This window comes from Mesorhizobium salmacidum (SeqCode) (assembly GCF_037179605.1).
GTDB classification, from domain to species: Bacteria; Pseudomonadota; Alphaproteobacteria; order Rhizobiales; family Rhizobiaceae; genus Mesorhizobium; species Mesorhizobium salmacidum.
This window is the reverse complement of the sequence record NZ_JAPYKS010000015.1, coordinates 151,099-176,339: the sequence shown is the minus strand read 5'-3', so window position 1 is coordinate 176,339 and position 25,241 is coordinate 151,099. Positions and strand designations below refer to the sequence as shown.

The following is a 25,241-nucleotide window of genomic DNA, read 5'->3' as shown; positions in this document are numbered from 1 at the left end:
GAAGCACCGGAGAACCCGGAGATCCATCTCAAGACGCTCGGCAAGTCGCCTGAAGAGATGGTAGATGCCCTGGAACACTGGCTGAACGAGCGTGACATTGCGGAAGATCAATATGACAATGGCGGCGGCATCTGACGACACGTCGATGCTTGAGATCTTCGAGCGGCTGGCGCTAGCGGCCGGGCGTGAGGTCATGCGTGTGTTCCACGCCGGCTGCGCGGTCGACCGCAAATCGGATTCCTCGCCGGTGACCGAGGCGGACCGCGAGAGCGAGAAGATCATCCTCGCCGGCCTGCGTGCGGAATTCCCCGACATTCCCTGCGTGGCCGAGGAGGAGGCGGCGGCCGGTGTAATGCCGGGCGAACTTGGCGAGACCTTCTTCCTCATTGATCCGCTTGACGGCACCAAGGAATTCGTCAACCGGCGCACCGACTTCACCGTCAACATCGCGCTTGCCCGCCATGGCGTGCCGGAAGTCGGCGTTGTCTTCGCGCCATGCAGCGGCCGCTTCTTTTCCGGTCTGCCGGGCAGGGCGGAAGCCCTCGAAATCGATGGCGACTACCGGATCGTTTCTCGCCGGCCGATTTCGGTGAGAACGGCCGCGACGCCGCTGGCGGTGGTTGCCAGCCGCTCGCACAACACGCCGGAAACCGAAGCCTATATTCGCGACCTTGGTGCCGCCGAGATCGTCTCGGTCGGTTCGTCGCTGAAATTCTGCCTTCTCGCCAATGGCGAGGCGGATGTCTATCCGCGCTTCGGCCGCACCATGGAATGGGACACGGCGGCGGGTGACGCGGTGCTGCGCGCCGCCGGTGGCACGACACGCACGCTGGACGGCAAGCCCTTGGCCTACGGCAAGCGCAACCAGGCCGATGACGAGGACTTCGCCAATCCGCATTTCATCGCCAGCGGCAGGGTTGCAACCGCGGGACGTGTCGAACGTTGAGGTGCCTTCGCCGATAACCTATCCTGTATAGGCGTTCCCTGAGTCGGTAGTTGAATGTCCTTTTTTCAGAAATGCCATGCCGTCATTCTGGGCGGGTTTCCGGTATGGACCAGCAATCGCGACGAAATAGTCATCAGGATGTTGCTGGGCCTCTACGCCCTCTCTCCCGCCCTTTTCGTCTTCGTCGAAATGTCTCCTACGGCCCTGGCATTTGTCGCGGCACTCATGGGCGCTCTTACCCTTTTGACGAAGGGTGCGCGCTTTGGCAGGGCAACGATAGGCCTCGCCGTAACTCTGGCCCTCTTGTCCGGCTTTGTCCTGTCGAGCGCCTTGTGGTCGGTTAACGCGAGCCGCTCTCTCATGGCGGCGAGGGACCTGTTTGGCTATTCGGTCGCCGCCATCCTGCTGTTTGAGTGCATTCTGGCGCTTCCGGGCGCTCAACGCGACCGGCTCGCGCGGGTCTCATTGGTCGGCATGTTGATCGGCCTGGTGTCGGTGATGGGTTGGGAACTGTATTTTGCGTTTTTGACCGAAAATCCGCGATTTGTGGAAAATGTTTTCACCCTCCACAAGATCACGGTCTATGGGGCTTTTTTTGCCGTCATGTTTCTTGCCCAGCCGCGGTTCGTCTGGAAGGGGCTTGCGGCTCTCTTTGCCGTGCTGACATTGCTCTACGGTCAATCGACCGGCGTCAATCTGGCGATTGTCTTCGTGGCGGTGATGTTTGTCGTGCCCGCCAAATACCGCCAGCACGCCTTGGTCGCATTCTTCGCCGTCTATTTGTCTTTTGCCCTGATCGCGCCCTTCGTCGTCTCGCCGCTGTTCGCCTACCTCAAAACCACGGGATGGCTGGTCTTCTATCCGGGAACGTTCGCCGCGCGGCTTGATCTTTGGCAGATGATCTCGCCCCACATTGCGGACCAGCCCGTTCTCGGCCATGGCGCCAATACGATGAGAAACGCGGTCGGGGTTGTGGTGAGTCCCACATATTATGCGCAGGTGGATCTCCCAAGCGCACACAATATCGTATTCGATTTGTGGTACGAGCTCGGAGCGCTGGGCATCATTGTGTATGGGGTGCTCCTGGGCGCGATCATAAGAATGATCGGCGGTTTGAGGGGCCCCTGCCATTTCATAGCCAGCAACTACCTGATCATAGCTGTTGTCGAACTGTCGGTCGACCATCGGATCTGGTTGTCATGGGTGCTGGGCACTTTGGTCTTCACAGCAGGGATCTGCATATTGCAGTGCCGTTCCGTGACCCGGCCGGGAGTGGATGACCGGACCAGAAGACGCGCGCCGACCGTCTCAGAATAACGGCGCGACGCGCCGGCCTGCGCCCCGACCGCTCTAAGCGAACGAGGTGTGTCGGCCTCTGCTATCAGGCGCCTATTCGGCCGCGGCCTGCGCCGAGTTCGAGCCGATATAGTTGCGGATCGTTTCGATGATCCGGTCCTGGTCGGCCTCGCTAAGATAGGGATGCATCGGCAGGCACAGGATGCGTTTCGGCAGGTCCTCCGAAACCGCAAGACCGGTCGGCGAGCGCGGGTAGTCGCGATAGGCGATCTGCTCATGCAGCGGCTTGACGTAATAGATGACAGACGGGATGCCTTTTTCGCTCAGATGCGCTTTAAGGCCGTCGCGTTTGGGCGTTTCGATCGCGTATTGCGCCCAGGCCGAACGGCTGCCATCCAGGTTACGGGCCGCGGTGACGATGTCGCCCAGGCCTTCTGCATAGCGCTTGGCTACCACCTGCCGCGCTACCATTTCTTCCTCGAGGATGGCCAGCTTCTCGATCAGGATTGCCGCCTGCAGCGTATCCAGCCGTGAATTGATGCCGACGCGGATGTTGTCGTATTGCGTCTCGCCCTTGCCGTGGAAGGCGAAGGAACGCAGCGTGTCGGCCAAAGCGTCATCATTGGTGAACATCGCGCCACCGTCGCCATAGCAGCCAAGCGGCTTGGCCGGATAGAAGCTGGTCGAGCCGACATGGCCGAACGAGCCGCACATCCTGCTTTCGAGCGAACCACCCATGGACTGCGCGGCATCCTCGATCACCAACAAGCCTTCGCGATTGGCGATAGCCATGATCGCCTCGTAGTCGGCGGCAAGACCGAACAGGTCGACGGGGATGATCGCCTTCGGCTTCAGTCGGCCTTCCTTCTTGATGGCCGCGATCGCCGCCTCGAGGCTGGCGATGTCGATGTTGTAGGTCTTCGGATCGACATCGACGAAAACCGGCTCGGCCTTGGCCAGCGCCACCACTTCCGCCGTGGCGGCGAAGGTGAAGCTCGGCACGAACACCGCGTCGCCCGGGCCGATGCCGGCGGCAAACAGCGGCAAAAGCAGTGCGTCGGTGCCGTTGGCGCAGGCAACCACATGCTTGACGCCGACATAGGCGGCGAGCTTCTTCTCGAATTCGGCGACCTGGGGTCCAAAGATGTACCGGCCATCCTCGACAACGTGGTCGATCGCGGCTTTCAGCCGGTCGCGGATTCGTTCGCGCTGCGCGCCAAGATCGATGAACTGCATGTCGGCCTCAATGCCTGCCAATAACCGGCCCGCTGGTACCAGACTTGGCGCGGCTGAAAAAGCCGGCTGCGGACCGGAGGTACGGTGCAAGTGTCGCAGCCCGTTACCGTGTTTTACCGGCGCATTGCCCCAAAAAGCAGGGAATCCGGGCTTGGCGGCTCAATCCAGGCCACTTTTATCGCGGTTTTCTGGCGCATGGAAACATAAAGTGATCGCTTTCGGGAGCCGATCAGCCGATCTCGTGCCGCCAGGGGGGATTGGCGCCGGCTCGTGATACCGTCACTGCCGCCGCCTTGGCGCCGAGCGCCAATGCTTTGCGGATTGCGTCTTCGGACAGGCGGGAAATCGCCGCCTTCGCCAGCAGGCCTTGCTCATGCAGGGAGGCAAGGATGCCGGCGTTGAACGTGTCCCCGGCGCCGACGGTGTCCACCACCTTGACTGTCTCCGGTATGACGGTGACACGGTGCTGCTTGCTGTAGCCAACGGCACCTTCGCTGCCATGGGTGACGACGATCAGCTTGGGGCCGCGTTCGAGCCAATTGCGCACCACATCCTCGTGCGAACCGGCTTCGCCGAACCAGTGGAGGTCTTCGTCCGACAGTTTGACGATGTCGGCCATCGCCATCATCTCCCGGATGCGCCTGAGGTGCTTGGCCTTGTCGGGGATGAAGTTCGGCCGGATGTTGGGATCGAGCATCATCACGCGGGCCTCATGCTCGCGCCGCATGAACTCCTCATAGGCCGAGCCAGCCGGCTCCGAGATCAGGCTGATGGCGCCGAACAGCATCGCCTCGATCTCGCCGCCGAGTTGCGGCAGGTCTTCGATGGTCAGCATGCGCCCGGCCGTGTTCTCGTCATAGAAGGTGTAGGTTGCCTGGCCGTTGTTCAGCCGCACGAAGGCCAGCGTCGTCGGCCGGGGCGAAGTGTGCGCGTAGGTTGAACTCACTTTGCTTGCCCCGAGCGCGTCCCGGAACTGGCCGCCGAACAGGTCCGACGACAGGCCCGAGAAGAAGCCGGCCGGCGCGCCGAGCCGGCCGAGCGCGATCGCCGTGTTGAAAACGGCGCCGCCGACATAGGGAGCAAAGGCCGGCTCACCCTCGGTGGTGGTGCGCGGCAGCATGTCGATCAGGGCTTCGCCGCAGCAGAGGATCATGGCTTCCTGGTCTCCGGCGGATAGATCACGCCCTTGCGGATGATGATGTTGGCGTAAAGCCGCGGCTCGCTTGTCGCGACGATGGCATGCGCCGACCTGACCCGTGCATAGAAGTCGGCGCCGGCCAGCGCAACCACCTTGCGGCCCGGAGCGCGTTTGGCGCAGATCGCCTCCATTTCATGATGGACGGGGTCGGCAAGCGACGGATCGCCTTTCACCGACGCGCGAAACAGCGCCTCCGGCACGACATCGTCGACCGGAAGCAGCGTCAGTATCGCGTCGAGTACGGGAATGAGGGCATGGCCGTCGGTCCGGATGAGGCGTCTTGCTTGCTCCTGCGCCGGATAGTTCCCGTCGACCAGGGCAATCTCGTCGCCATGGCCCATGGCGCGCAACGTCGCCAGAAGCTCCGGACCAAGCAGCGCCGGAATCCCGATCAGCATTCAGGCGCTCCTGGAGATCGTCGTCGAACCGATCAGGAAGCGTTCGGAAAGCGGCAGGCTGGCGCCGCCGAGCGCCCGGGCATGGATGCCCACGCTTCCCTCGCGGACGGCCGGAAGTTTCAGCCCTTCGCCGTCGATCGCGCCGATTGCCGTCACGACCGCCTCGACCAGCCTCTGGCGCACGGCCTTCGGCATCCAGCCGTCTATCACCGCGGCCTCGAAATCGATGACCGAGGACGCTGCCACGATGGCGTAAGCGAGCGCCCGCGAGGCGCTGGCGATCCACTCGTCGAGCTCAGTGCCGATCTCCCCCCAATCCTCGGGTGAGGTCCAAAGATACGAGGCCTCGACGCCACGCGCATTCAGTGTTTTTTCGAGCATGGCGATCGAGGCCACGTCGATCAGCTGGGTCGGTTTTCCATCCGGCCCGGGCACGGGCATTGAGCCGAGCGCGCCGGCATTGCCGGTCGGTCCGCCGAAGAGCCGGCCGTTGAGCACGATGCCGCCGCCGGCAAAGGCGCCGATGTAGAAATAGACGAAGTCCCGCGCCGCGCCCGTCTGGCCGAAGACCAGTTCGGCGCCGCAGGCGGAGGTGGCATCGTTTTGCAGGTAGACCGGAAAATCGCACTGTGCCTGGACGTCGGCCCTGATATCGCGATGGCGCCATTCGTCCATGACGTCGCGCGGCGCGCCGGCGGTGTCGGCCCAGTTCCAAAGTTCGAACGGCATGGCGATGCCGAGTCCGGCAATGCGCTTGTCCTGCGCCGGTGTCAGCTCGCCGCGCATCGTCTTCATGCCCGACGTGACAAACTCGACCGTCTCGCGTGGGGCAGGGTAGCGGTAGGAATGCTGCAGCATGGCGCGCACCTGCCCGAGGAAATCGATCAGCACGAGTTCGGCGCTACGGCGGCCGATCTTGAGGCCGATGAAGAAGGCGCCTTCGGGATTGAGCGCCATGGGGATCGAGGGCTGACCGATCTTGCCACGCAACGGCGCTTGGCGCACGAGCAGGCTTTCTTCCTCCAGTTCGCGCATGATGACCGAGACCGTCTGCGCCGAAAGTCCGGTCATGCGGGCAATGTCGGATTTCGCAAGACTGCCGTGCTGGCGCACCAGCGAAAGCACCAGGCGCTCGTTGTGGTCGCGCATGCCGCTCTGGTTGGTGCCGCGGTGAATAAGGCTCTCGTTCGCTTCGGGCGAACCATGCCTCGCAGTGGCGGTCTCCACCCTGTTCCTCCCGTCGTTTCCCCGGCAATGCTTTTGGGCCAGAATGAGTGAACGACGCAAGGCTGTCAATAATAAATAAGAGTGATTTAATTATTGACAGATGCCTTGCTGTGGTGTTCTTTGAGGGGGCATCCGCGCTGGGAGAAGTCGCTTGGATGCCGTGCGGGTGCCGGTTGGCCGGCACTCGAAAATGGTCCACTGGGAGGAAAATCGTGACCAATACAAAACTGTTGAAGTCCACCGTTTTTGCGGCGGCCGCGCTGGGTCTGATGGCGTTCGCTTCGTCCGCATCAGCCGCCGGCGTCGGCGCCTGCCTGATCACCAAGACCGACACCAATCCGTTCTTCGTCAAGATGAAAGAGGGCGCGACCGCCAAGGCCAAGGAACTTGGCGTCGATCTCAAGACCTATGCGGGCAAGATCGACGGTGACAGCGAGAGCCAGGTGGCGGCGATCGAAAGCTGCATCGCCGATGGCGCCAAGGGCATTCTGATCACCGCGTCCGACACCAAGGGCATCGTGCCGACCGTGAAGAAGGCGCGCGACGCGGGCCTGCTGGTGATAGCGCTCGACACGCCGCTCGACCCGATCGACGCCGCCGACGCGACCTTCGCCACCGACAATCTGGAGGCCGGCAAGCTGATCGGCGCCTGGGCCGCCGCCACTCTGGGCGACAAGGCCAAGGATGCCAAGATCGGCTTCCTCGACCTGACCCCCTCGCAGCCGACCGTGGACGTTCTGCGCGACCAGGGCTTCATGATGGGCTACGGCATCGACGTGAAGGATCCCAACAAGATTGGCGATGAGACCGATCCGCGCATCGTCGGCCATGATGTGACGAACGGCAACGAGGAAGGCGGCCGCAAGGCGATGGAAAACCTTCTCCAGAAGGACAACACCATCACCGTCATCCACACCATCAACGAGCCGGCAGCGGTCGGCGCCTACCAGGCGCTCAAGGCCGTCGGCCTCGAAAGCCAGGTGCTGATCGTCTCGGTCGACGGCGGCTGCCCCGGCGTGAAGTCGGTCGCCGAAGGCGTCATCGGCGCCACCTCGCAGCAATATCCGCTGCAGATGGCCGCACTCGGCATCGAGGCGATCGCCGCTTTCGCCAAGGACGGGACCAAGCCGAAGCCGACCGAGGGCAAGAACTTCTTCGACACCGGCGTCAATCTCGTCACCGACAAGCCCGCCAATGGCGTCAAGTCCATCGACACCAAGGAAGGCCTCGCCAAGTGCTGGGGCTAATGCCCGCCTGACCGGAACAAAACCGATGCGGCCGGGGGCTTGATCCCCGGCCGCATCGGGTGGACGATGCATCACTGTAAACGCGAATAATCCCGGCGACAGACCGGAAGGCGTGGAAGGCGTCAGCGCGTGGCTGAAGCCCTACGGGGAGAAAAAATGGCTCAAGTTCAGGAATTCGAGAAGGTTCTCTCGGCCAGCGACTCAAGTGTGGCCGCTTTCGACGAGCACAAATCAGCCGTCAAGCGCATCCAGCATTTTCTGCATTCGACGCCGGCCGCGGTGCCGCTGATCGTGCTGCTTCTGTCGATCATCATCTTCGGCATCACGATCGGAGGGCGATTCTTCTCGTCCTACACACTGACACTGATCCTGCAGCAGATCGCCATCGTCGGCATTCTCGGGGCCGCGCAGACGCTGGTCATCCTGACCGCCGGCATCGACCTGTCGATCGGGGTGATCATGGTGATTTCGGCCGTGATCATGGGCAATTGCGCGGTCAGCTACGGCATGCCGAGTGTGCTCGCCGTAGCGATCGGGCTTGCCGCCGGAGCGGCTTGCGGGCTGCTGAACGGGCTGCTGGTCGCCTATATGAAGCTGCCGCCCTTCATCGTGACGCTTGGCACCTGGAACATCGTCATGGCCACCAATTTCATCTATTCGGCCAATGAGACGATCCGCGACACCGACGTCGACAATCAGGCGCCGCTGCTGCACCTGTTTGCCCTGAGCTTCAAGGTCGGCACGGCGGTGCTGACGCTCGGCGTCATCGCCACGGTCGTGCTCGTGCTGGTTCTTTGGTACGTGCTCAACCACACCGCATGGGGCCGTCATGTCTACGCCGTCGGCGACGACCAGGAGGCGGCGAAGCTGTCGGGTATCCAAACCAAGAAGGTGCTGATGACAGTCTACACCCTTGCCGGGCTGATCGCCGCTTTCGCGGCCTGGGTCTCGATCGGTCGCAACGGCTCGATCTCGCCGTCCGCTGCCGTCACCGACTACAATCTGCAGGCCATCACCGCGACGGTGATCGGCGGTATTTCTCTCTTCGGCGGCCGCGGCTCCATCCTCGGCACCTTGTTCGGCGCCATGATCGTCGGCGTCGTCTCGATGGGCCTCAACATGCTGGGCGCCGATCCGCAATGGAAAGTGCTGCTCACCGGCGTGCTGATCATCGGCGCCGTCGCCATCGACCAATGGATCAGAAAGGTTTCGGCATGACCCAGGAACCCATCCTCACCGCGCGCGGTCTGGTCAAGCGCTATGGCCGCGTCACGGCTCTCGACAATGCCGATTTCGACCTTTACCCCGGCGAAATCCTTGCCGTCATCGGCGACAACGGCGCCGGCAAGTCGTCGCTCATCAAGGCGATTTCCGGCGCGGCCGTGCCGGACGAAGGCGAAATCCGGCTCGAAGGCAAACCCGTCTCCTTCAAGTCGCCGATGGAAGCTCGCGAAGCCGGCATCGAAACCGTCTACCAGAACCTGGCGCTGTCGCCGGCGCTGTCGATCGCCGACAACATGTTCCTCGGCCGTGAGATCCGCAAACCCGGCTTTGTCGGCCAGTGGCTTCGCATGCTCGACCGTCCGGCAATGGAAAAGCGCGCCCGCGACAAGCTCACCGAACTCGGCTTGATGACCATCCAGAACATCAGCCAGGCGGTGGAGACGCTGTCGGGCGGCCAGCGCCAGGGCGTTGCGGTGGCCCGCGCCGCCGCCTTCGGTTCGAAGATGGTGATCATGGACGAGCCGACGGCGGCACTGGGCGTCAAGGAGAGCCGCCGCGTGCTCGAACTGATCCTCGACGTGAAGAAGCGCGGTCTGCCGATCGTGCTGATCTCGCACAACATGCCGCACGTCTTCGAGGTGGCGGACCGTATACACATCCACCGTCTGGGCCGTCGCCTGTGCGTCATCGACCCCAAGCAACATACGATGTCCGATGCGGTTGCCTTCATGACCGGGGCAAAAACACCCCCGGAGGCGGCATTGGCGGCCTGAACTGCCAAGTTGCCGCGGGGTAAGCAGGCGGGAGTATTCTCTAATCGATTGAAAACATGCTGCAATGCACTAGGATAGGCTGGGAGAAACGGTGAAAGCCGGTATGATCAGGCCAAACCGAACGAGAGGCGATATGACATCCGCCATGACGATCGAAGCCCCCGCTCTCGACAATCCCGATCCCAAGACGCTCGCCGAAGAAGTCTTGATGTCGCTCAAATACCGTGTCGGCAAGGACACCACCGTCGCGACCCAGTACGACTGGCTGACTGCCTCGATCAAGGTCGTGCGCGATCGCATCGTCGACCATTGGATGCAGGCGACCAAGGAAGCCTACGACCAGCAGGAAAAGCGCGTCTATTACCTCTCGCTCGAATTCCTGATCGGGCGTCTGATGCGCGACGCCTTTTCCAATCTCGGCCTGATGGAGAATATGCGTGAGGCGCTGTCGTCGCTCGGCGTCGACCTCGACCTGATCGCGGCGCTCGAGCCGGACGCTGCCCTTGGCAATGGCGGCCTCGGACGGCTCGCCGCCTGCTTCATGGAAAGCATGGCGACCGTCGACATTCCCGCGCATGGCTACGGCATCCGCTATGCCAACGGCATGTTCCGCCAGGAAATCCATGACGGCTGGCAGGTCGAACTGCCCGAGACCTGGCTTGACCATGGCAACCCCTGGGAGTTCGAGCGCCGCGAGCGCTCCTTCGAAGTCGGCTTCGGCGGTTCGGTCGAATCGATCACCTCCAGGGAAGGGCGCCTCGAACGCCATGTCTGGAAGCCGAGGGAACATGTTCTGGCTGTCGCCTACGATACGCCCGTGGCCGGCTGGCGCGCCAAGCGCGTCAACACGCTACGACTATGGTCGGGCATGCCGATCGATCCGATCCTGCTCGACAAGTTCAATGCCGGCGACCACATCGGGGCGCTGGCTGAAAGCAACAAGGCCGATGCGCTGTCGCGCGTGCTCTATCCAGCCGATTCCCACATGGCCGGGCAGGAGCTCAGGCTGCGCCAGGAATACTTCTTCTCGACCGCTTCGCTGCAGGACATCGTCCAGCGCCATCGCAGCCAATATGGCGACCTGAAGTCGCTGCCCGACAAGGCCGCGATCCACCTCAACGACACCCATCCGGCGATCGCCGTGCCTGAACTGATGCGGCTCTTGATGGATGTCCATGGCATGGATTTCGATCTCGCCTGGGACATCACCAAGCGCACCTTCGGCTACACCAACCATACGCTGCTGCCCGAGGCGCTGGAAAGCTGGTCGGTGCCGCTGTTCGAGCGACTCCTGCCGCGCCACATGCAGATCGTCTACGCCATCAACGCGCAGGTGCTGCTCGAAGCTCGCGCCACCGACCAATTCTCGGACGAGCAGATCAGCCGCATCTCGCTGATCCAGGAGAATGGCGACCGCCGGGTGCGCATGGGCAATTTGGCCTTTGTCGGTTCGCATTCGATCAACGGCGTGTCGGCGCTGCACACCGAATTGATGAAGAAGACGGTCTTCGCCGACCTACACAAACTTTATCCCGATCGCATCAACAACAAGACCAACGGCATCACGCCGCGGCGCTGGCTCATCCAGTGCAATCCGGGCCTCACCGCGCTTGCCCGCGAGGCGATCGGCGACCGCTTCATGGATGACATCGAGGCGATCAAGGGGCTCGATCCTCTCGCCGACGACACTGCCTTCCGCGAAAAATTCGCCGCCGTGAAGCGCCAGAACAAGGTGAGGCTTGCCAATCTGGTAGCCGATCGCCTCGGCATCAAGCTCGACCCTTCGGCGCTCTTCGACATCCAGGTCAAGCGCATCCACGAATACAAGCGCCAACTCCTCAACATCCTCGAAGCGATCGCGCTCTATGACCAGATCCGTTCGCATCCCGAGCGCGACTGGATGCCGCGCGTGAAATTCTTCGGCGGCAAGGCCGCGCCCAGCTACCACAACGCCAAGCTGATCATCAAACTGGCCAACGATGTCGCCAGGGTGATCAACAGTGACCCTTCGGTGCGCGGCCTGCTGAAGGTCGTGTTCGTACCGAACTACAACGTCAGCCTGGCCGAGGTGCTGATGCCGGCCGCCGATCTTTCCGAGCAGATATCGACCGCAGGCATGGAAGCATCGGGGACCGGCAACATGAAGTTCGCGCTGAACGGCGCGCTGACCATCGGCACGCTCGACGGCGCCAATGTCGAGATCAAGGAGCATGTCGGCGACGACAACATCTTCATCTTCGGCCTCACCACCGAAGAAGTCGCCGAGCGGCGCAACAATGGCTATAATCCGCGCGGCGTCATCGAAGCATCCTCGGAACTGGTGCAGGCGGTCGCGGCCGTTTCGTCAGGCGTCTTCTCGCCCGATGATCCCAATCGCTACCGCGATCTCATCAACGGTCTCTACGACACCGACTGGTTCATGGTCGCGGCGGATTTCGACGCCTATGCCGCCTGCCAGCGCGACGTCGATGCCGTCTGGCGCAACAGCCCGGACTGGTACGCGCGCGCCATCCGCAACGTCGCCCGCGTCGGTTGGTTCTCCTCCGATCGCACGATCCGTCAATACGCGAAAGAAATCTGGAACGTGCCGGTCTGATGTGATTGCATGAGCCACGAACAATGTGGTCCCGGTGATGCGAGTTGAATGCCAATTCACATCGCTGGAAATGAATAGCTGGTGCCCTGGGAGGGACGCTGCCTGATGAGGAAGCCGCGCGCGACCGCTGCGACAAGCGGGCCGGACGGACTGGCGCCAGCCAGCGATGTTGCGGCGATTGTCGCCGGTACGCACGGCAATCCCTTTGCGGTTCTCGGTGTCCAGGAGGCCGGCAAGAGCCTGTTCGCGCGCTGCTTCGTTCCGCACGCGCAGTCCGTCACCGCCTACACGCTGACCGGCATCGAGGCGGGCGAATTGACCAGGCGCGACGACGCCGGTTTCTTCGAGGGCAAGCTGTCGATCAGGAAGCGCCAACCGCTTCGCTACCACGCGCGCAATGCCGGCGGCGACTGGTGGCTGACCGATCCCTATTCGTTCGGCCCGGTGCTCGGGCCGATGGACGATTACTACATCGCCGAAGGTTCGCATCTCAGGCTGTTCGACAAGCTCGGCGCGCATGTCATCGAGCACGAAGGCGCTACCGGCGTGCATTTCGCGGTATGGGCGCCCAATGCCCGGCGCGTCTCGGTGGTCGGCGATTTCAATGACTGGGATGGCCGCCGGCATACGATGCGCGACCGTCGCGACACCGGCATCTGGGAGCTGTTCATTCCCGATATTGGTGCCGGCCGGCCCTATAAATACGAAATCATAGGCCCCGATGGCGTCAGGTTGCCGCTGAAGGCCGATCCGTTCGCCTTCAAGTCGGAGCTGCGCCCGGCAACCGCCTCTGTGACCGCGGTGCCGCCGGCCCATCCATGGGGTGACGAGGCGCATCGCGATTTCTGGCGCAACGCCGACCCTCGGCGCGAAGCTATCTCGATTTACGAAGTCCACGCCGGTTCCTGGCAGCTTCGCGACGACGGCACCTTCCTGTCATGGGATGAACTGGCCGACCGGCTGATCCCCTATGTGGTCGAGGCCGGTTTCACCCATGTCGAATTCCTGCCGATCTCCGAGCATCCCTATGACCCGTCCTGGGGTTACCAGACAACCGGCCTCTACGCGCCATCGGCCCGCTTCGGCGATCCGGACGGCTTTGCCCGCTTTGTCGATGGCGCCCACCGTGCCGGCATCGGCGTCATTCTCGACTGGGTGCCGGCGCATTTCCCTGTCGACGAGCACGGTCTGGTCCATTTCGACGGCACCGCGCTCTACGAGCATGCCGACCCGCGCAAGGGCTTCCACCCGGACTGGAACACCGCGATCTACAATTTCGGCCGCCGCGAGGTGGTGTCGTTCCTCGTCAACAACGCACTATTCTGGGCCGAAAAATACCATGTCGACGGTCTTCGCGTCGACGCGGTCGCCTCGATGCTCTACCTCGACTATTCGCGCAAGCAGGGCGAATGGATTCCCAACGAGAAGGGTGGGCGCGAAAACCTCGAGGCGGTCAGCTTCCTGCAGAAGATGAACAAGGAGCTCTACGGGCACCATCCCGGCGTTATGACCATCGCCGAGGAATCGACTTCATGGCCAAAGGTCTCGGCGCCTGTCCATGAAGGCGGGCTGGGCTTCGGCTTCAAGTGGAACATGGGTTTCATGCACGACACGCTGGAGTATTTTTCAAAGGAGCCGATTTTCCGCAAGCACCACCACAATGAGCTGACCTTCGGCCTGACCTACGCCTTCTCGGAGAATTTCGTGCTGCCGCTCTCGCATGACGAGGTCGTGCACGGCAAGGGCACGCTGCTCGGCAAAATGGCCGGCGACGACTGGCAGAAATTCGCGACCTTGCGGGCCTATTACGGCTTCATGTGGGGATATCCCGGCAAGAAGCTGCTGTTCATGGGCCAGGAATTCGCGCAGCGCCGCGAATGGAGCGAGACGCGCGCGCTCGATTGGAACCTGCTCGATTTCCGCCCGCATCGCGGTGTCTGGCAGACGGTGCGCGATCTCAACTATCTCTATCGTTCACGCCCGGCCCTGCATGGCCGCGACTGCGAGCCGGAAGGGTTTTCCTGGCTGATCGTCGACGACAGCCAGAATTCGGTTTTCGCCTGGGTGCGCAACGCTCCCGGCGGCAATCCAGTCGCCGTCATCTCCAATTTCACACCGGTGCCGCGCGACAATTATCGTGTGCCTCTGCCGAAGGCCGGCAAGTGGCGCGAGATCATCAACACCGACGCTTCCGAATATGGCGGCTCCGGCATGGGCAATGGCGGCGTGGTCGAGGCACGGGCGGAGGGCAAGAGCATTTCGGCAACGATGCTTCTGCCACCGCTGTCGACGATCATGCTTGAACTCGCCGCGGACTGAACTCGTTAAGGCTGGTCAACGCATAAAGACGAGTAACTTGGGAGGGTAGGAATGGCAGACTTGAAACGAACCCAGCCGCTGGCCCGCGACGCCATGGCCTATGTGCTGGCCGGCGGGCGCGGCAGCCGCCTCAAGGAACTGACCGACCGGCGCGCCAAGCCGGCGGTCTATTTCGGCGGCAAGACGCGCATCATCGATTTCGCGCTCTCCAATGCGCTCAATTCCGGCATCCGCCGCCTCGGCGTCGCCACTCAGTACAAGGCGCATTCGCTGATCCGCCACCTGCAGCGCGGCTGGAACTTCCTGCGGCCCGAGCGAAATGAAAGCTTCGACATCCTGCCGGCCAGCCAGCGCGTGTCGGAAACGCAATGGTATGAAGGCACGGCGGACGCCGTCTACCAGAACATCGACATCATCGAGGCCTATGGTCCGGAATACATGGTCATCCTGGCCGGCGATCACATCTACAAGATGGATTACGAGATGATGCTGCGCCAGCATGTCGATGCCGGCGCCGATGTCACGGTCGGCTGCCTCGAAGTGCCGCGCATGGAAGCGACCGGCTTCGGCGTCATGCATGTCGATGCCAAGGACAACATCATCGCCTTCGTCGAAAAGCCCACCGATCCGCCGGGAATTCCAGGCCATCCGGAATTCGCCTTGGCCTCGATGGGCATCTACGTCTTCAAGACCAAGTTCCTGATGGAGCAACTGCGCCGCGACGCCGCCGAGCCGGGCTCCAGCCGCGACTTCGGCAAGGATATCATCCCCTATATCGTCACACACGGTAAGGCGATCGCGCACCGCTTCACCAAGTCCTGCGTGCGTTCGACCGCCGAGAACGAGGCCTACTGGCGCGATGTCGGCACGGTCGACGCCTATTGGGAAGCCAATATCGACTTGACCGACGTGACGCCGGAACTCGACCTCTACGACCGCGACTGGCCGATCTGGACCTATGCCGAGTTGAAGCCGCCGGCAAAGTTCGTCCATGACGAGGACGGCAGGCGCGGTTCCGCCGTCTCGTCACTGGTGTCGGGCGATTGCATCGTCTCGGGCGCTTCGCTGAAGAAAAGCCTGATTTTCACCGGTGCGCGCATCAATTCCTATTCGACGCTGGAAGAGGTTGTCATGCTGCCCGACGTTCATGTCGGCCGGAACGCAAAGTTGAAGCGCGTCGTCATCGACCACGGTGTAAGGATACCGGAAGGGCTGGTGGTCGGCGAGGATCCCGCGATCGACGCCAAGCGCTTCCGCGTCTCGGAAAAGGGTATCTGCCTGATCACACAGGACATGATCAACAAGCTGTCACTTTAGGGTGTTTTGTGCATGTCGTGGTCCCAAAACCGCTACACGGTTCTGGGCGACATGGACCAGGAGCGGATCGTTAAGCGCATGCATGTTCTGTCGGTCACGCCCGAAATCTTCCCGCTGATCAAGACCGGCGGACTGGCTGACGTAACCGGCGCGCTGCCTATTGCGCTCTCGGCCAAGGGCGTGACCATGCGCACGCTCATCCCGGGCTTTCCGGTGGTGATGAACGCCTTCAAGAAGAAGAAGGCCGTCTATCAGTACCCTTTGCTGCAGGGCGGCAAGGCCTCGGTCCATGCCGTCGAGGTCGGCGGGCTCGACCTGTTCGTGCTCGACGCGCCGCATCTGTTCGACCGCCCTGGCGGTCCCTATGGCAACGCCTCGGGCGCCGATTGGCCGGACAATTGGCGGCGCTTCGCGGCGCTGAGCCAGGCCGGCGCCGATATCGCCGGCGGCGCCATTTCGGGCTACCTGCCTGACATCGTCCATGCTCATGACTGGCAGTCGGCGATGACCCTGGCTTATATGCGCTACGGCAAGGCCGTTGGCATACCGTCGATGATGACCGTCCACAATCTCGCCTTCCAGGGCCAGTTCGGCGCCGGCATTTTCGGTGAGCTCGGCCTGCCGGCCGCGGCGATGGCACTTGACGGCGTCGAATATTATGGCGGTGTCGGCTTCCTCAAGGCTGGCTTGCAAGCCGCCTGGGCGATCACAACGGTGAGCCCGACCTATGCGCAGGAGATCCGTTCGCCGGAATTCGGCATGGGCCTCGACGGTCTCATCAACATGCGTTCAAGCGATCTCCATGGCATCGTCAACGGCATCGATACCGCCATCTGGGATCCGGAGACCGACAAGCATCTGGTATCGACCTATACGGCCGAAACGTTGAAGACCCGGGCGCCCAACAGGGCCGCCGTCGAGGACCGTTTCGGCCTCGACCGCGACGACAGCCCGATTGTCTGTGTCGTCAGCCGGCTGACATGGCAGAAGGGCATGGACATATTGGCGACGGTGGTCGACGGCATCGTCGCGACAGGCGCAAGGCTGGCCATCCTGGGCTCGGGCGACGCGGGCCTCGAAGGCGCGCTGCTGGCCGCGGCCGCACGCCACCGCGGCCGCATCGGCGTCGTCGTCGGCTATGATGAGCAGCTGTCGCACATCATGCAGGGCGGCTGCGACGCCATCGTTATTCCTTCGCGCTTCGAGCCTTGCGGGCTGACGCAGCTTTATGGCCTGCGCTATGGCTGCGTGCCGGTCGTCGCGCGCACTGGCGGCCTTGCCGACACCATCATCGATGCCAATGAAGCAGCAATGGCCGCGGGCGTGGCGACCGGGTTCCAATTTGCCCCCAACAATGGCGGCGCGCTGCTGCACGCCATCCGCCGCCTGGTCGATGCCCATGCCAGTCCCGCAAGCTTCGAAACCATCCAGCGCCAGGGCATGAAGACCGATCTGTCGTGGGACCGAAGCGCCGAAAAATACGTCGAACTTTATCGCCTGCTGCTTTCGAAAAGGGTTGCCTGAAGCATGATACGAACCGTCCCCACCAAGCCCTATTCCGACCAGAAGCCCGGCACGTCGGGACTGCGCAAGAAGGTGCCAGTGTTCCAGCAGGAGCACTATGCCGAGAACTTCATCCAGTCGATCTTCGACGCGCTCGACGGATTTGCTGGCAAGACCCTGGTGATCGGCGGCGACGGCCGCTACTACAACCGCGAGGTCATCCAGAAGGCCATCGCCATGGCCGCCGCCAACGGTTTCGGCAAGGTGATGGTCGGGCAGGGCGGCATATTGTCGACGCCGGCGGCCTCTCATGTCATCCGAAAATACAAGACCTTCGGCGGCATCATCCTGTCGGCCAGCCACAATCCTGGCGGCCCGCACGAGGATTTCGGCATCAAGTACAATGCCGGCAATGGCGGCCCGGCGCCGGAAAAGCTGACCGACGCCATCTTTGCCAAGACCAAGGCGATTTCGAGCTTCAAGACCGCCGACATCGATCCGATCGACATCGATACGGTCGGGACCGTCAAGGCTGGCGGCATGACCATCGAGATCATCGATCCGGTCACCGACTATGCCGAGCTGATGGAGAGCCTGTTCGATTTCGATGCGCTGCGCAAACTGTTCAAGTCGGGCTTCCGCATGCGCTTCGACGCCATGCATGCGGTGACCGGACCCTACGCCAAGGAAATCCTCGAACACCGCCTCGGCGCACCGAACGGCACCTGCCGCAATTTCAAGCCGCTGCCGGATTTCGGCGGTCATCACCCCGATCCCAACCTTGTTCATGCCAAACACCTATATGACGAGATGATGGGACCGAACGCGCCGGATTTCGGCGCCGCCTCCGATGGCGACGGCGACCGCAATCTGATCATAGGCAAGGGTATTTTCGTCACCCCGTCGGATTCGGTCGCCATGCTCGCCGCCAATGCCCGCCTGGCGCCGGGCTACAAGGAAGGTCTGAAGGGCATTGCCCGCTCGATGCCGACCAGCGGTGCGGCCGACCGCGTCGCCCACAAGCTCGGTATCGGCATCTACGAGACGCCTACTGGCTGGAAGTTCTTCGGCAATCTGCTCGACGCCGGCATGGCGACCATCTGCGGCGAGGAAAGTGCCGGCACCGGCTCCAACCATGTCCGCGAAAAGGACGGTCTGTGGGCCGTGCTGCTGTGGCTCAACATCCTGGCCGCGCGCGGCGAAAGCTGCAAACAGATCGTCACCGAACATTGGGCGACCTATGGGCGCAATTACTATTCGCGGCACGACTATGAGGAGGTCGAGACCGACCGCGCCAATGCGCTTGTCGACGAACTCAGGGCCAAGCTAGGCTCGCTGCCGGGCACCAGCGTGCGTGGCCTGAAGATCGCCAAGGCCGACGATTTTGCCTATCACGACCCGGTCGACGGCTCGACCAGCGAGCACCAGGGTATAAGGGTGCTGTTCGAAGGCGGCTCGCGCGTCGTCTTCCGGCTTTCGGGCACCGGCACGTCAGGCGCGACCCTGCGCGTCTATATCGAACGCTACGAGCCGGACCAGGCGAGGCACGATCTCGACACGCAGGAGGCGCTCGCCGATCTCATCGCCGCCGCCGACGACATTGCCCGGATCAAGAGCCACACCGGCCGCAACAAGCCCAGCGTGATTACTTGAGGGTGGTGGATGAGGCCTTCCCTACTCCCCTTGTGGGAGAAGGTGGCCGAGCGAAGCTCGGACGGCTGAGGGGTGCTCCAGCTTGGCGCAAACCGGCGCCCAGAACACGGGCGCCTCATTCCTTCCAACACCCCTCATCCGGCTCGGCGCTGCGCGCCGATCCACCCCCGGGGCGAGCCAACGGTCTCGCCCGCCCTTCGGGCCCCACAAGGGGAGAAGGGAAGGCGCGCGCATGACGTCGCTCGGCGCCACCATCACCAGCGAAGGCATCCGCTTTGCCGCATGGTCCTCATCGGCCCATCGCCTCTGGGTTTCGATCTTCGACGAGCAGGGGAACCGCGAACTCGATCGGCTGGAGCTGACGCCGGATGGCGACGGCATGCATGCGCTTTTCGTCTCCGGCCTGGCCGTGGGCGCGCGCTATGGCCTGCGAGCCGACGGCGACTATGCACCCGAGCGTGGGCTGTGGTTCGACCCCGACAAGCTGCTGACCGATCCCTACGCCGTCGAGATCGACCGGCCCTATGCCTATCACTGGAAGCTCGCCGCGCGGCGCAATGAGGGCGCCGACACTGCGTCGGTGATGCCCAAGGCCGTGGCCAACGCCTTGCCCGCGGCCCCACCGATCCTGCCGCCGCTGTTTCGTCCGGGCGGCCTGATCTACGAATTGAATGTCCGCGCCTTCACCAAGCTCCACCCGGATGTGCCCCAAGAACAGCGCGGTACGATCGCCGCACTTGCCCATCCAGCCATCATCGAGCATCTGCAAAGGCTCGGTGTCTCCGCTGTCGAACTGATGCCGGTGACGGCGTCGATCGACGAGCGACATCTGCCGCCGCTGGGCTTAAGCAACGCCTGGGGCTACAATCCCGTGACCTTCATGGCGCTCGACCCACGCCTCGCGCCCGGCGGCCTGACGGAATTGCAGGATACAGTCGCTGCGCTGCGCCGGGCCGGCATCGGCACCATTCTCGACCTCGTCTTCAACCATACCGGCGAAAGCGACAGGCTGGGGCCGACGCTCTCGCTACGCGGCCTCGACAACCAGGCCTACTATCGGCACCGGCCGGATGGCGTGCTGGTCAATGACACAGGCACCGGCAACACGATCGCCTGCGACCATCCGGTGGTGAGGGAAATGGTGCTCGACACACTCCGTCATTTCGTGCGCCAGGCCGGCGTCGACGGCTTCCGTTTCGATCTGGCTCCGGTGCTGGGCCGGATCGATGGTATCTTCGACCCGGAAGCGCCGCTGCTCCGGGCCATCACCCATGATCCGGTGCTCCGCGACCGGGTGCTGATCGCCGAGCCTTGGGATATCGGGGCAAACGGCTATCAACTGGGCAATTTCCGGCCGCCGTTCCTTGAGTGGAACGATCGCTACCGCGACGATGTCAGACGCTTCTGGCGCGGCGATGCCGGCATGGTCGGTGCTCTCGCCACGCGCCTTGCCGGTTCGTCCGACGCGTTCAACGGGGCAGGGGAGCAGACAAGCCGCAGCGTGAACTTCATCGCCGCCCATGACGGCATGACGCTGGCCGACATCGTCTCCTATGAGCGCAAGCACAACGGGGCCAATGGCGAGCAGAACCGCGACGGCCATAACGAAAACCTGTCCTGGAACAATGGCACCGAAGGCGAGACGGACGACGCGGCGATCACCAAGGCGCGCTTCGACGACCAGTGCGCACTGCTCGCCACGCTGTTCGCCTCGCGCGGCACCATAATGCTGACCGCAGGCGACGAGTTCGGCCGCACCCAGAAGGGCAACAACAACGCCTATGCGCAGGACAACGCCATCACCTGGCTTGACTGGGCAGCCCGCGACCAGGCGCTGGCGCGTTACGCATCGGCGCTCGCAGCTCTTCGCCAGGCGGTGCCGGCACTGTCGGACACGCGTTTCCTGACCGGGCAAGCGGTTGACGGTTCTGACATCCCCGATGTCTCATGGCTGACCGAGACGGGCGCTCCTCTCAACGAGAGCGACTGGAACGACTCCAGCCGGCATCGCCTCGTCATGCTGCTTGGCGGCGACGATGGCAGGCTTGCCGTCATGATCAACGGCGACCGCCGCCAATGCGTCTTCACCTTGCCAGCGCGAGATGGCTTCCTTTGGCGCCCGGCAATCGAGACGCAGGCGATCGACCTTCTACGCCCGCTGCCGGGTCGCGGCGTCAACTTCATGATCGAGGGCCGGACCGGAAACGGTGGCGCCGGGAAGGGTTCGTAAATGTCCGACGACAATGCCATGCAGAGGCCCGAATGGTGGCGAGGCTGCGTCATCTATCAGGTCTATCCGCGCTCTTTCCAGGACACCACCGGCGACGGCAGCGGCGATCTCAAGGGCATCACGTCACGGCTCGCTCATATCGCCTCGCTCGGCGTCGACGCTGTCTGGCTGTCGCCCTTCTTCAAGTCGCCGATGGCCGACATGGGCTATGATGTATCCGACTATCGCGACGTCGACCCGATGTTCGGCACGTTGGCGGATTTCGATGCGCTGGTTGCCGAAGCGCACAGGCTCGGCCTGAAAGTCGTCATCGACCAGGTGCTGTCGCATTCATCCGACAAGCACGAATGGTTCATCGAAAGCCGCTCCAGCCGCGACAACGCCAAGGCCGACTGGTACGTCTGGGCCGACGCCAGGCCGGACGGCGGCGCGCCCAACAATTGGCTGTCGGTCTTCGGGGGACCAGCCTGGGAATGGGACGCGACCCGCCGCCAATATTACATGCACAATTTCCTCGCCTCGCAGCCGGATCTCAATTTCCACAATCCGGAGGTCCAGGATGCATTGCTGGGCACGGTGCGGTTCTGGCTCGATCGCGGTGTCGACGGTTTCCGGCTCGACACGGTCAATTACTATGTCCACGACCGCTGGCTGCGCAGCAATCCGCCCGTGGCTTCGAGCGTAGCCGGCACCAATACGGAGACCAGCACCTATCTCTATCAGGAGCATCTGTTCGACAAGACGCAGCCGGAAAACCTCCATTTCCTCAGGCGCTTTCGGGCATTGCTGGACGAGTATGAGGGCCGCGCCGCCGTCGGCGAGATCGGCGATGAAGGCCGCTCCTTGCAGACGCTGGCCGCCTACACCTCCGGCGGCGACAAGCTTCAGATGAGCTACACTTTCGACCTGCTCGGCTCGCAATTCTCCGCGGCGCATGTACGTGGCTGCGTCGAGGCCTTCGAAAATGCGGTTGCCGATGGCTGGGTCTGCTGGGCATTCTCCAACCATGACGTCGTGCGCCATGTCAGCCGCTGGACGAGGCCGGGTGGCGATCCCGATGCGGTGGCCAGATTCTCGATCATGCTGCTCGCATGCCTGCGCGGTTCGATCTGCCTCTATCAGGGCGAGGAGCTCGGCCTTGAGGAGGCGGAGCTTGCCTATGAGGATCTGCGCGATCCCGTCGGCATCCGCTTCTGGCCCGGCGTGAAGGGCAGGGACGGCTGCCGCACGCCGATGGTCTGGGAGGCGGGCGCCAACAATGCGGGCTTTTCCACCGCGAAACCCTGGCTGCCTGTGCCGGCAGGCCATCGCGCCCGCGCGGTCGATGTGCAGAACGGCGAGGAGCAATCGGTGCTGTCGGCCTACCGCTCGGCGCTCGTCTTGCGCAAACAGCATCCTGCGCTGGTCGGCGGCTCGATCCGCTTTCTCGATACCGAGGGCGACGTGCTCGCCTTCATCCGCGAGGGTGGTGGGGAGAGGCTGCTCTGTGTCTTCAATTTCGCCGGAGAGCCGGCGACTTGGCCGTTGCCTGAGGATATCGGAACTGTCGCGGCTGTCCTGGGCGGCACTGCTTCCGTCGAGGAAAACGCGCTCTCGCTGCCGGCTCTCGGTTACTTCCTCGGTCGGCTCGACTGATTGGCGCTTCGGTTGTGGCCAAGCGGTTCTACTGAACGAGCACTGCCCGTCCGCAGGTCGCGCCGGTGACGCGCACGTCGGCCTGGCCGACACCGACGCCCAGGGCTGACAGCACATTGTAGAGCAAGTCGTCCACGGGCGCCGTTACAGTGTTGAGCAGGGCCACCACGGCTGGTTTGACCGTTCCGAGCAGGGTGGTCACATCGATCCCAAGACCAAGCAGATTGACCGAGAGCGAGAGGTTGTTGACCAGGGACGTGGTGAGCGACTGCGTGATGTTTCGCGTCGAAACGGTCTTCACCGTCTTGCTGGCGATGTCGGTCGCGTTGAAGGTCAGAGTCTGCGGGTTATTGTTGGTGATCGCGGGCGCGGCCGAACCCATCACCTGGATCAACGGTATCAGCAGCAGCTTAACATCCGCGATGTCTGCGTCCGTAAAGGTCTGCGGCTGGCTGAAATCGGCGAAGCCGGAAGGATTGTTGCTGTTGGCCAGGTTCAACTGGGCAATACCGGGGTGCGCGGCGATGGAAACGCTGATGCTGGACGGCCCTGTCGGGCAGGTGATGTCGGTCAACTTGGCCTCGGCATAGGCGACTTCCACATTGAGCGGCAGATTGACGGCCAGCAAGCTGATGCCGCCGGCCAGGCCGGGCGTGCCGATGCCGACGGAGGCCGTCAGCTTGATGCGCGTCTGGGCGGTCCGCACGACAGTGCCGATACCATCGACCGTCAGCCAGGGCGAGGATTGCATCGGCTCCCCGATGGCGATGTTGAGCTTGGTGGAAAGCAGCCCCGGTATGGTGGCGCCGAGATCGATCGCGGCCTGGTTGGTGCCGTTTGCAAGTACGGCCGCCGCCGTCAGCATCCCCATGGCGCTGGCGTCCACGCCAAGGCCGGACGGCTGTTGCCCGAGACCCAGGCTGCCGACGGAGCCAAGGTCGACAAGTCCGCTGAGTGGGATCTTGACGGTGCTGGTCGACTTGGAGGCGATGGTCTGCAAGGCGACCTTGGCGGTATTGCCGAGGCCAGGAACATTGGCCATGGCAGTGGCGATCTGGCCGACGGTCGCCTTCGATGCCAGAACGTCGGAATAGGTGCCGGCCGTGATGTTCAGTTGTGTGCCGAGCGCACTGATGAAGGAAAGCACGCTGACATCGGCCGAGATCAGCCCGTTGTAATCCATGACGCTAAGCGAGATGTTGCCGCCAAGAAGTCCGCTCAAAAGTGCGTTGAGGATGCCGCCATTGACGCTAAGCAATCTCGACCCGACCGAGAATGTCGCCTGCGGCGTCATGCTGGCAGTGGCTTGGGTGTCGATGACGGGAGTGGGGATCAGCGAGCTTGCGAAGTAGCGCTGGGGAATTTTCGCCAAAGTCACCCGCGCCGCATTGTAAGGCGTCACGCCCGCCTGAAAGCGCTGGCTGACATTGGCGGTCGACGAGGCATATCGGCCCCGCGTGACCGTCACCACCGTCTTTCCGGCGGCCGCTGGGATGGTTTGGCCCGAAGCTTGAACAACGACACCCGGCATGCCGTTGTCGGTGAGCGTGGTGACGACCGCTGTGTTGACGTTGTTGATGTTCGAGGCGGCGGTGATCGCTGCCAGGTCGACCATCGCCTGGGCTTCCCGGCGCTCGGTATAGATGGAGGCCTCGTCTATCGCCACCGCGGCCAGCGCCAGCGCAACCGGCGCGCTCAATGCGGTCATGACGGCGAAGTTCGCCTTCCTGTCTCCCATCATCGACCGTGCAAGCCGGCCGATGCCCTTGCCCGCCCGCTGCAGCATTCAGATACCCCCGACCCTGATCGTTGACTGACGCTTGATGGACGTCCCTGGCATGGCTATGCCCGGGAACAGATTCCAGATCGGCAGGTTGCGGGCATCATACGAGATGGACACCACGAACTGGCTTCCGTCGGCCACGCTGTCATTGGCCTGGTAGGTCAGCTTGCTGGCGTCCACGAAAGGGTAGCCGCCGGCGTTGTTGGTGAGATAGCTGGCCACGAGCGTTTGCCGCTCGGTCTGGTTCACCCCGGCGATAGCCGTCCGGGCGGCGTCGGCTGCGATTTGCTGGATCGAGTTGGCGGCACCAAAATAGATGCCGTAGGCAACCATTCCGAGCAAAAGAAGGATGAAAAGCGGTGACAACAGTGCGAACTCGACCGCTGAAGTTCCCGAATTGTCTGTTCGGAACTGGCGCCTTCGGACCTTGGAAATGAGGTTGTGGACCATGGCACCAGCATGCTCAAGTTCGCATGCAGAAAGCGGAAACTCCGGGTGCAACCAAGGGATGTGCTCGATTGAAACGTCTTTCTAATTTAGCTGTTGCTTCGGCGATAATGAGGATTGACTTAGGGTCAATCAGTACTCAGTTGAAAAGAGCTTACCTCCTGTCTAGTCTCCTGCCACCAGCCGCCGGAGGGAACCGGCGGCGCGCTCAAA

The 25,241-nt window shown here is 62.9% G+C and carries 18 protein-coding genes; 12 read left to right on the top strand and 6 right to left on the bottom strand.

Translation table 11 applies throughout. The features are described from left to right. Nucleotides 1–145 precede the first annotated feature (145 nt). On the top strand, nt 146–946 hold the full coding sequence (gene cysQ / locus O7A60_RS20895) for a 3'(2'),5'-bisphosphate nucleotidase CysQ (RefSeq protein WP_337107828.1): 801 nt from the start codon (nt 146–148) through the stop codon (nt 944–946). Nucleotides 947–1,000: 54 nt separating this feature from the next. Further along, complete coding sequence (locus O7A60_RS20890; protein ID WP_337107827.1) at nt 1,001–2,263, top strand: O-antigen ligase family protein; 1,263 nt, start codon at nt 1,001–1,003, stop codon at nt 2,261–2,263. 72 nt (nt 2,264–2,335) lie between these two features. Here O7A60_RS20890 and O7A60_RS20885 read toward each other — a convergent pair whose 3' ends face one another. The 4 genes from O7A60_RS20885 to O7A60_RS20870 all read right to left on the bottom strand — a co-directional run bounded on the left by O7A60_RS20885 (nt 2,336) and on the right by O7A60_RS20870 (nt 6,301). Continuing rightward, nucleotides 2,336–3,478, bottom strand: a complete 1,143-nt coding sequence (locus tag O7A60_RS20885) for a DegT/DnrJ/EryC1/StrS family aminotransferase (protein WP_337107826.1) — start codon at nt 3,476–3,478, stop codon at nt 2,336–2,338. A gap of 229 nt (nt 3,479–3,707) precedes the next feature. Next, nucleotides 3,708–4,631, bottom strand: a complete 924-nt coding sequence (locus O7A60_RS20880) for a carbohydrate kinase family protein (RefSeq protein WP_337107825.1) — start codon at nt 4,629–4,631, stop codon at nt 3,708–3,710. Then, entirely contained in the window at nt 4,628–5,074 is a 447-nt protein-coding gene (locus O7A60_RS20875) for an RbsD/FucU family protein (protein ID WP_140507997.1), read from the bottom strand. Before O7A60_RS20875 ends, O7A60_RS20880 begins: the two co-directional genes overlap by 4 nt. Further along, nucleotides 5,075–6,301, bottom strand: a complete 1,227-nt coding sequence (locus O7A60_RS20870; RefSeq protein ID WP_337107824.1) for an ROK family transcriptional regulator — start codon at nt 6,299–6,301, stop codon at nt 5,075–5,077. A 269-nt stretch (nt 6,302–6,570) separates the two neighbouring features. Here O7A60_RS20870 and O7A60_RS20865 point away from each other — a divergent pair, with 269 nt between their 5' ends. The 10 genes from O7A60_RS20865 to bglA all read left to right on the top strand — a co-directional run bounded on the left by O7A60_RS20865 (nt 6,571) and on the right by bglA (nt 22,798). Then, entirely contained in the window at nt 6,571–7,548 is a 978-nt protein-coding gene (locus O7A60_RS20865) for a sugar ABC transporter substrate-binding protein (RefSeq protein WP_415926840.1), read from the top strand. Between the two features lie 156 nt (nt 7,549–7,704). Continuing rightward, nucleotides 7,705–8,766 carry an ABC transporter permease gene (locus tag O7A60_RS20860; protein ID WP_337107823.1) on the top strand — a complete coding sequence of 354 codons (1,062 nt, stop codon included), beginning with the start codon at nt 7,705–7,707 and terminating at the stop codon, nt 8,764–8,766. After that, complete coding sequence (locus O7A60_RS20855) at nt 8,763–9,545, top strand: ATP-binding cassette domain-containing protein (protein WP_337107822.1); 783 nt, start codon at nt 8,763–8,765, stop codon at nt 9,543–9,545. Before O7A60_RS20860 ends, O7A60_RS20855 begins: the two co-directional genes overlap by 4 nt. Before the next feature lie 133 nt (nt 9,546–9,678). Then, nucleotides 9,679–12,141, top strand: a complete 2,463-nt coding sequence (locus O7A60_RS20850) for a glycogen/starch/alpha-glucan phosphorylase (protein ID WP_337107821.1) — start codon at nt 9,679–9,681, stop codon at nt 12,139–12,141. A gap of 105 nt (nt 12,142–12,246) precedes the next feature. Then, nucleotides 12,247–14,460 carry a 1,4-alpha-glucan branching protein GlgB gene (gene glgB, locus O7A60_RS20845; protein ID WP_337107820.1) on the top strand — a complete coding sequence of 738 codons (2,214 nt, stop codon included), beginning with the start codon at nt 12,247–12,249 and terminating at the stop codon, nt 14,458–14,460. Nucleotides 14,461–14,511: 51 nt separating this feature from the next. Continuing rightward, on the top strand, nt 14,512–15,777 hold the full coding sequence (glgC, locus tag O7A60_RS20840) for a glucose-1-phosphate adenylyltransferase (protein ID WP_337107819.1): 1,266 nt from the start codon (nt 14,512–14,514) through the stop codon (nt 15,775–15,777). 78 nt (nt 15,778–15,855) lie between these two features. Continuing rightward, entirely contained in the window at nt 15,856–17,301 is a 1,446-nt protein-coding gene (glgA, locus tag O7A60_RS20835; RefSeq protein ID WP_337107833.1) for a glycogen synthase GlgA, read from the top strand. Nucleotides 17,302–17,304: 3 nt separating this feature from the next. Then, entirely contained in the window at nt 17,305–18,933 is a 1,629-nt protein-coding gene (locus O7A60_RS20830) for an alpha-D-glucose phosphate-specific phosphoglucomutase (RefSeq protein WP_337107818.1), read from the top strand. Nucleotides 18,934–19,165: 232 nt separating this feature from the next. Beyond that, a complete protein-coding gene (glgX, locus tag O7A60_RS20825; protein ID WP_337107817.1) occupies nt 19,166–21,163 on the top strand; it encodes a glycogen debranching protein GlgX in 1,998 nt (665 codons plus the stop codon). After that, on the top strand, nt 21,164–22,798 hold the full coding sequence (gene bglA / locus O7A60_RS20820) for a beta-galactosidase BglA (RefSeq protein WP_337107816.1): 1,635 nt from the start codon (nt 21,164–21,166) through the stop codon (nt 22,796–22,798). A 28-nt stretch (nt 22,799–22,826) separates the two neighbouring features. Here the strand turns inward: bglA and O7A60_RS20815 are convergent, their stop codons facing one another. Together O7A60_RS20815 and O7A60_RS20810 are read right to left on the bottom strand one after the other, a co-directional pair. Continuing rightward, nucleotides 22,827–24,584: a hypothetical protein gene (locus tag O7A60_RS20815; RefSeq protein ID WP_337107815.1), complete on the bottom strand. Its 1,758-nt coding sequence runs from the start codon at nt 24,582–24,584 to the stop codon at nt 22,827–22,829. Then, complete coding sequence (locus O7A60_RS20810) at nt 24,585–25,031, bottom strand: TadE/TadG family type IV pilus assembly protein (protein ID WP_337107814.1); 447 nt, start codon at nt 25,029–25,031, stop codon at nt 24,585–24,587. Nucleotides 25,032–25,241 lie beyond the last annotated feature (210 nt).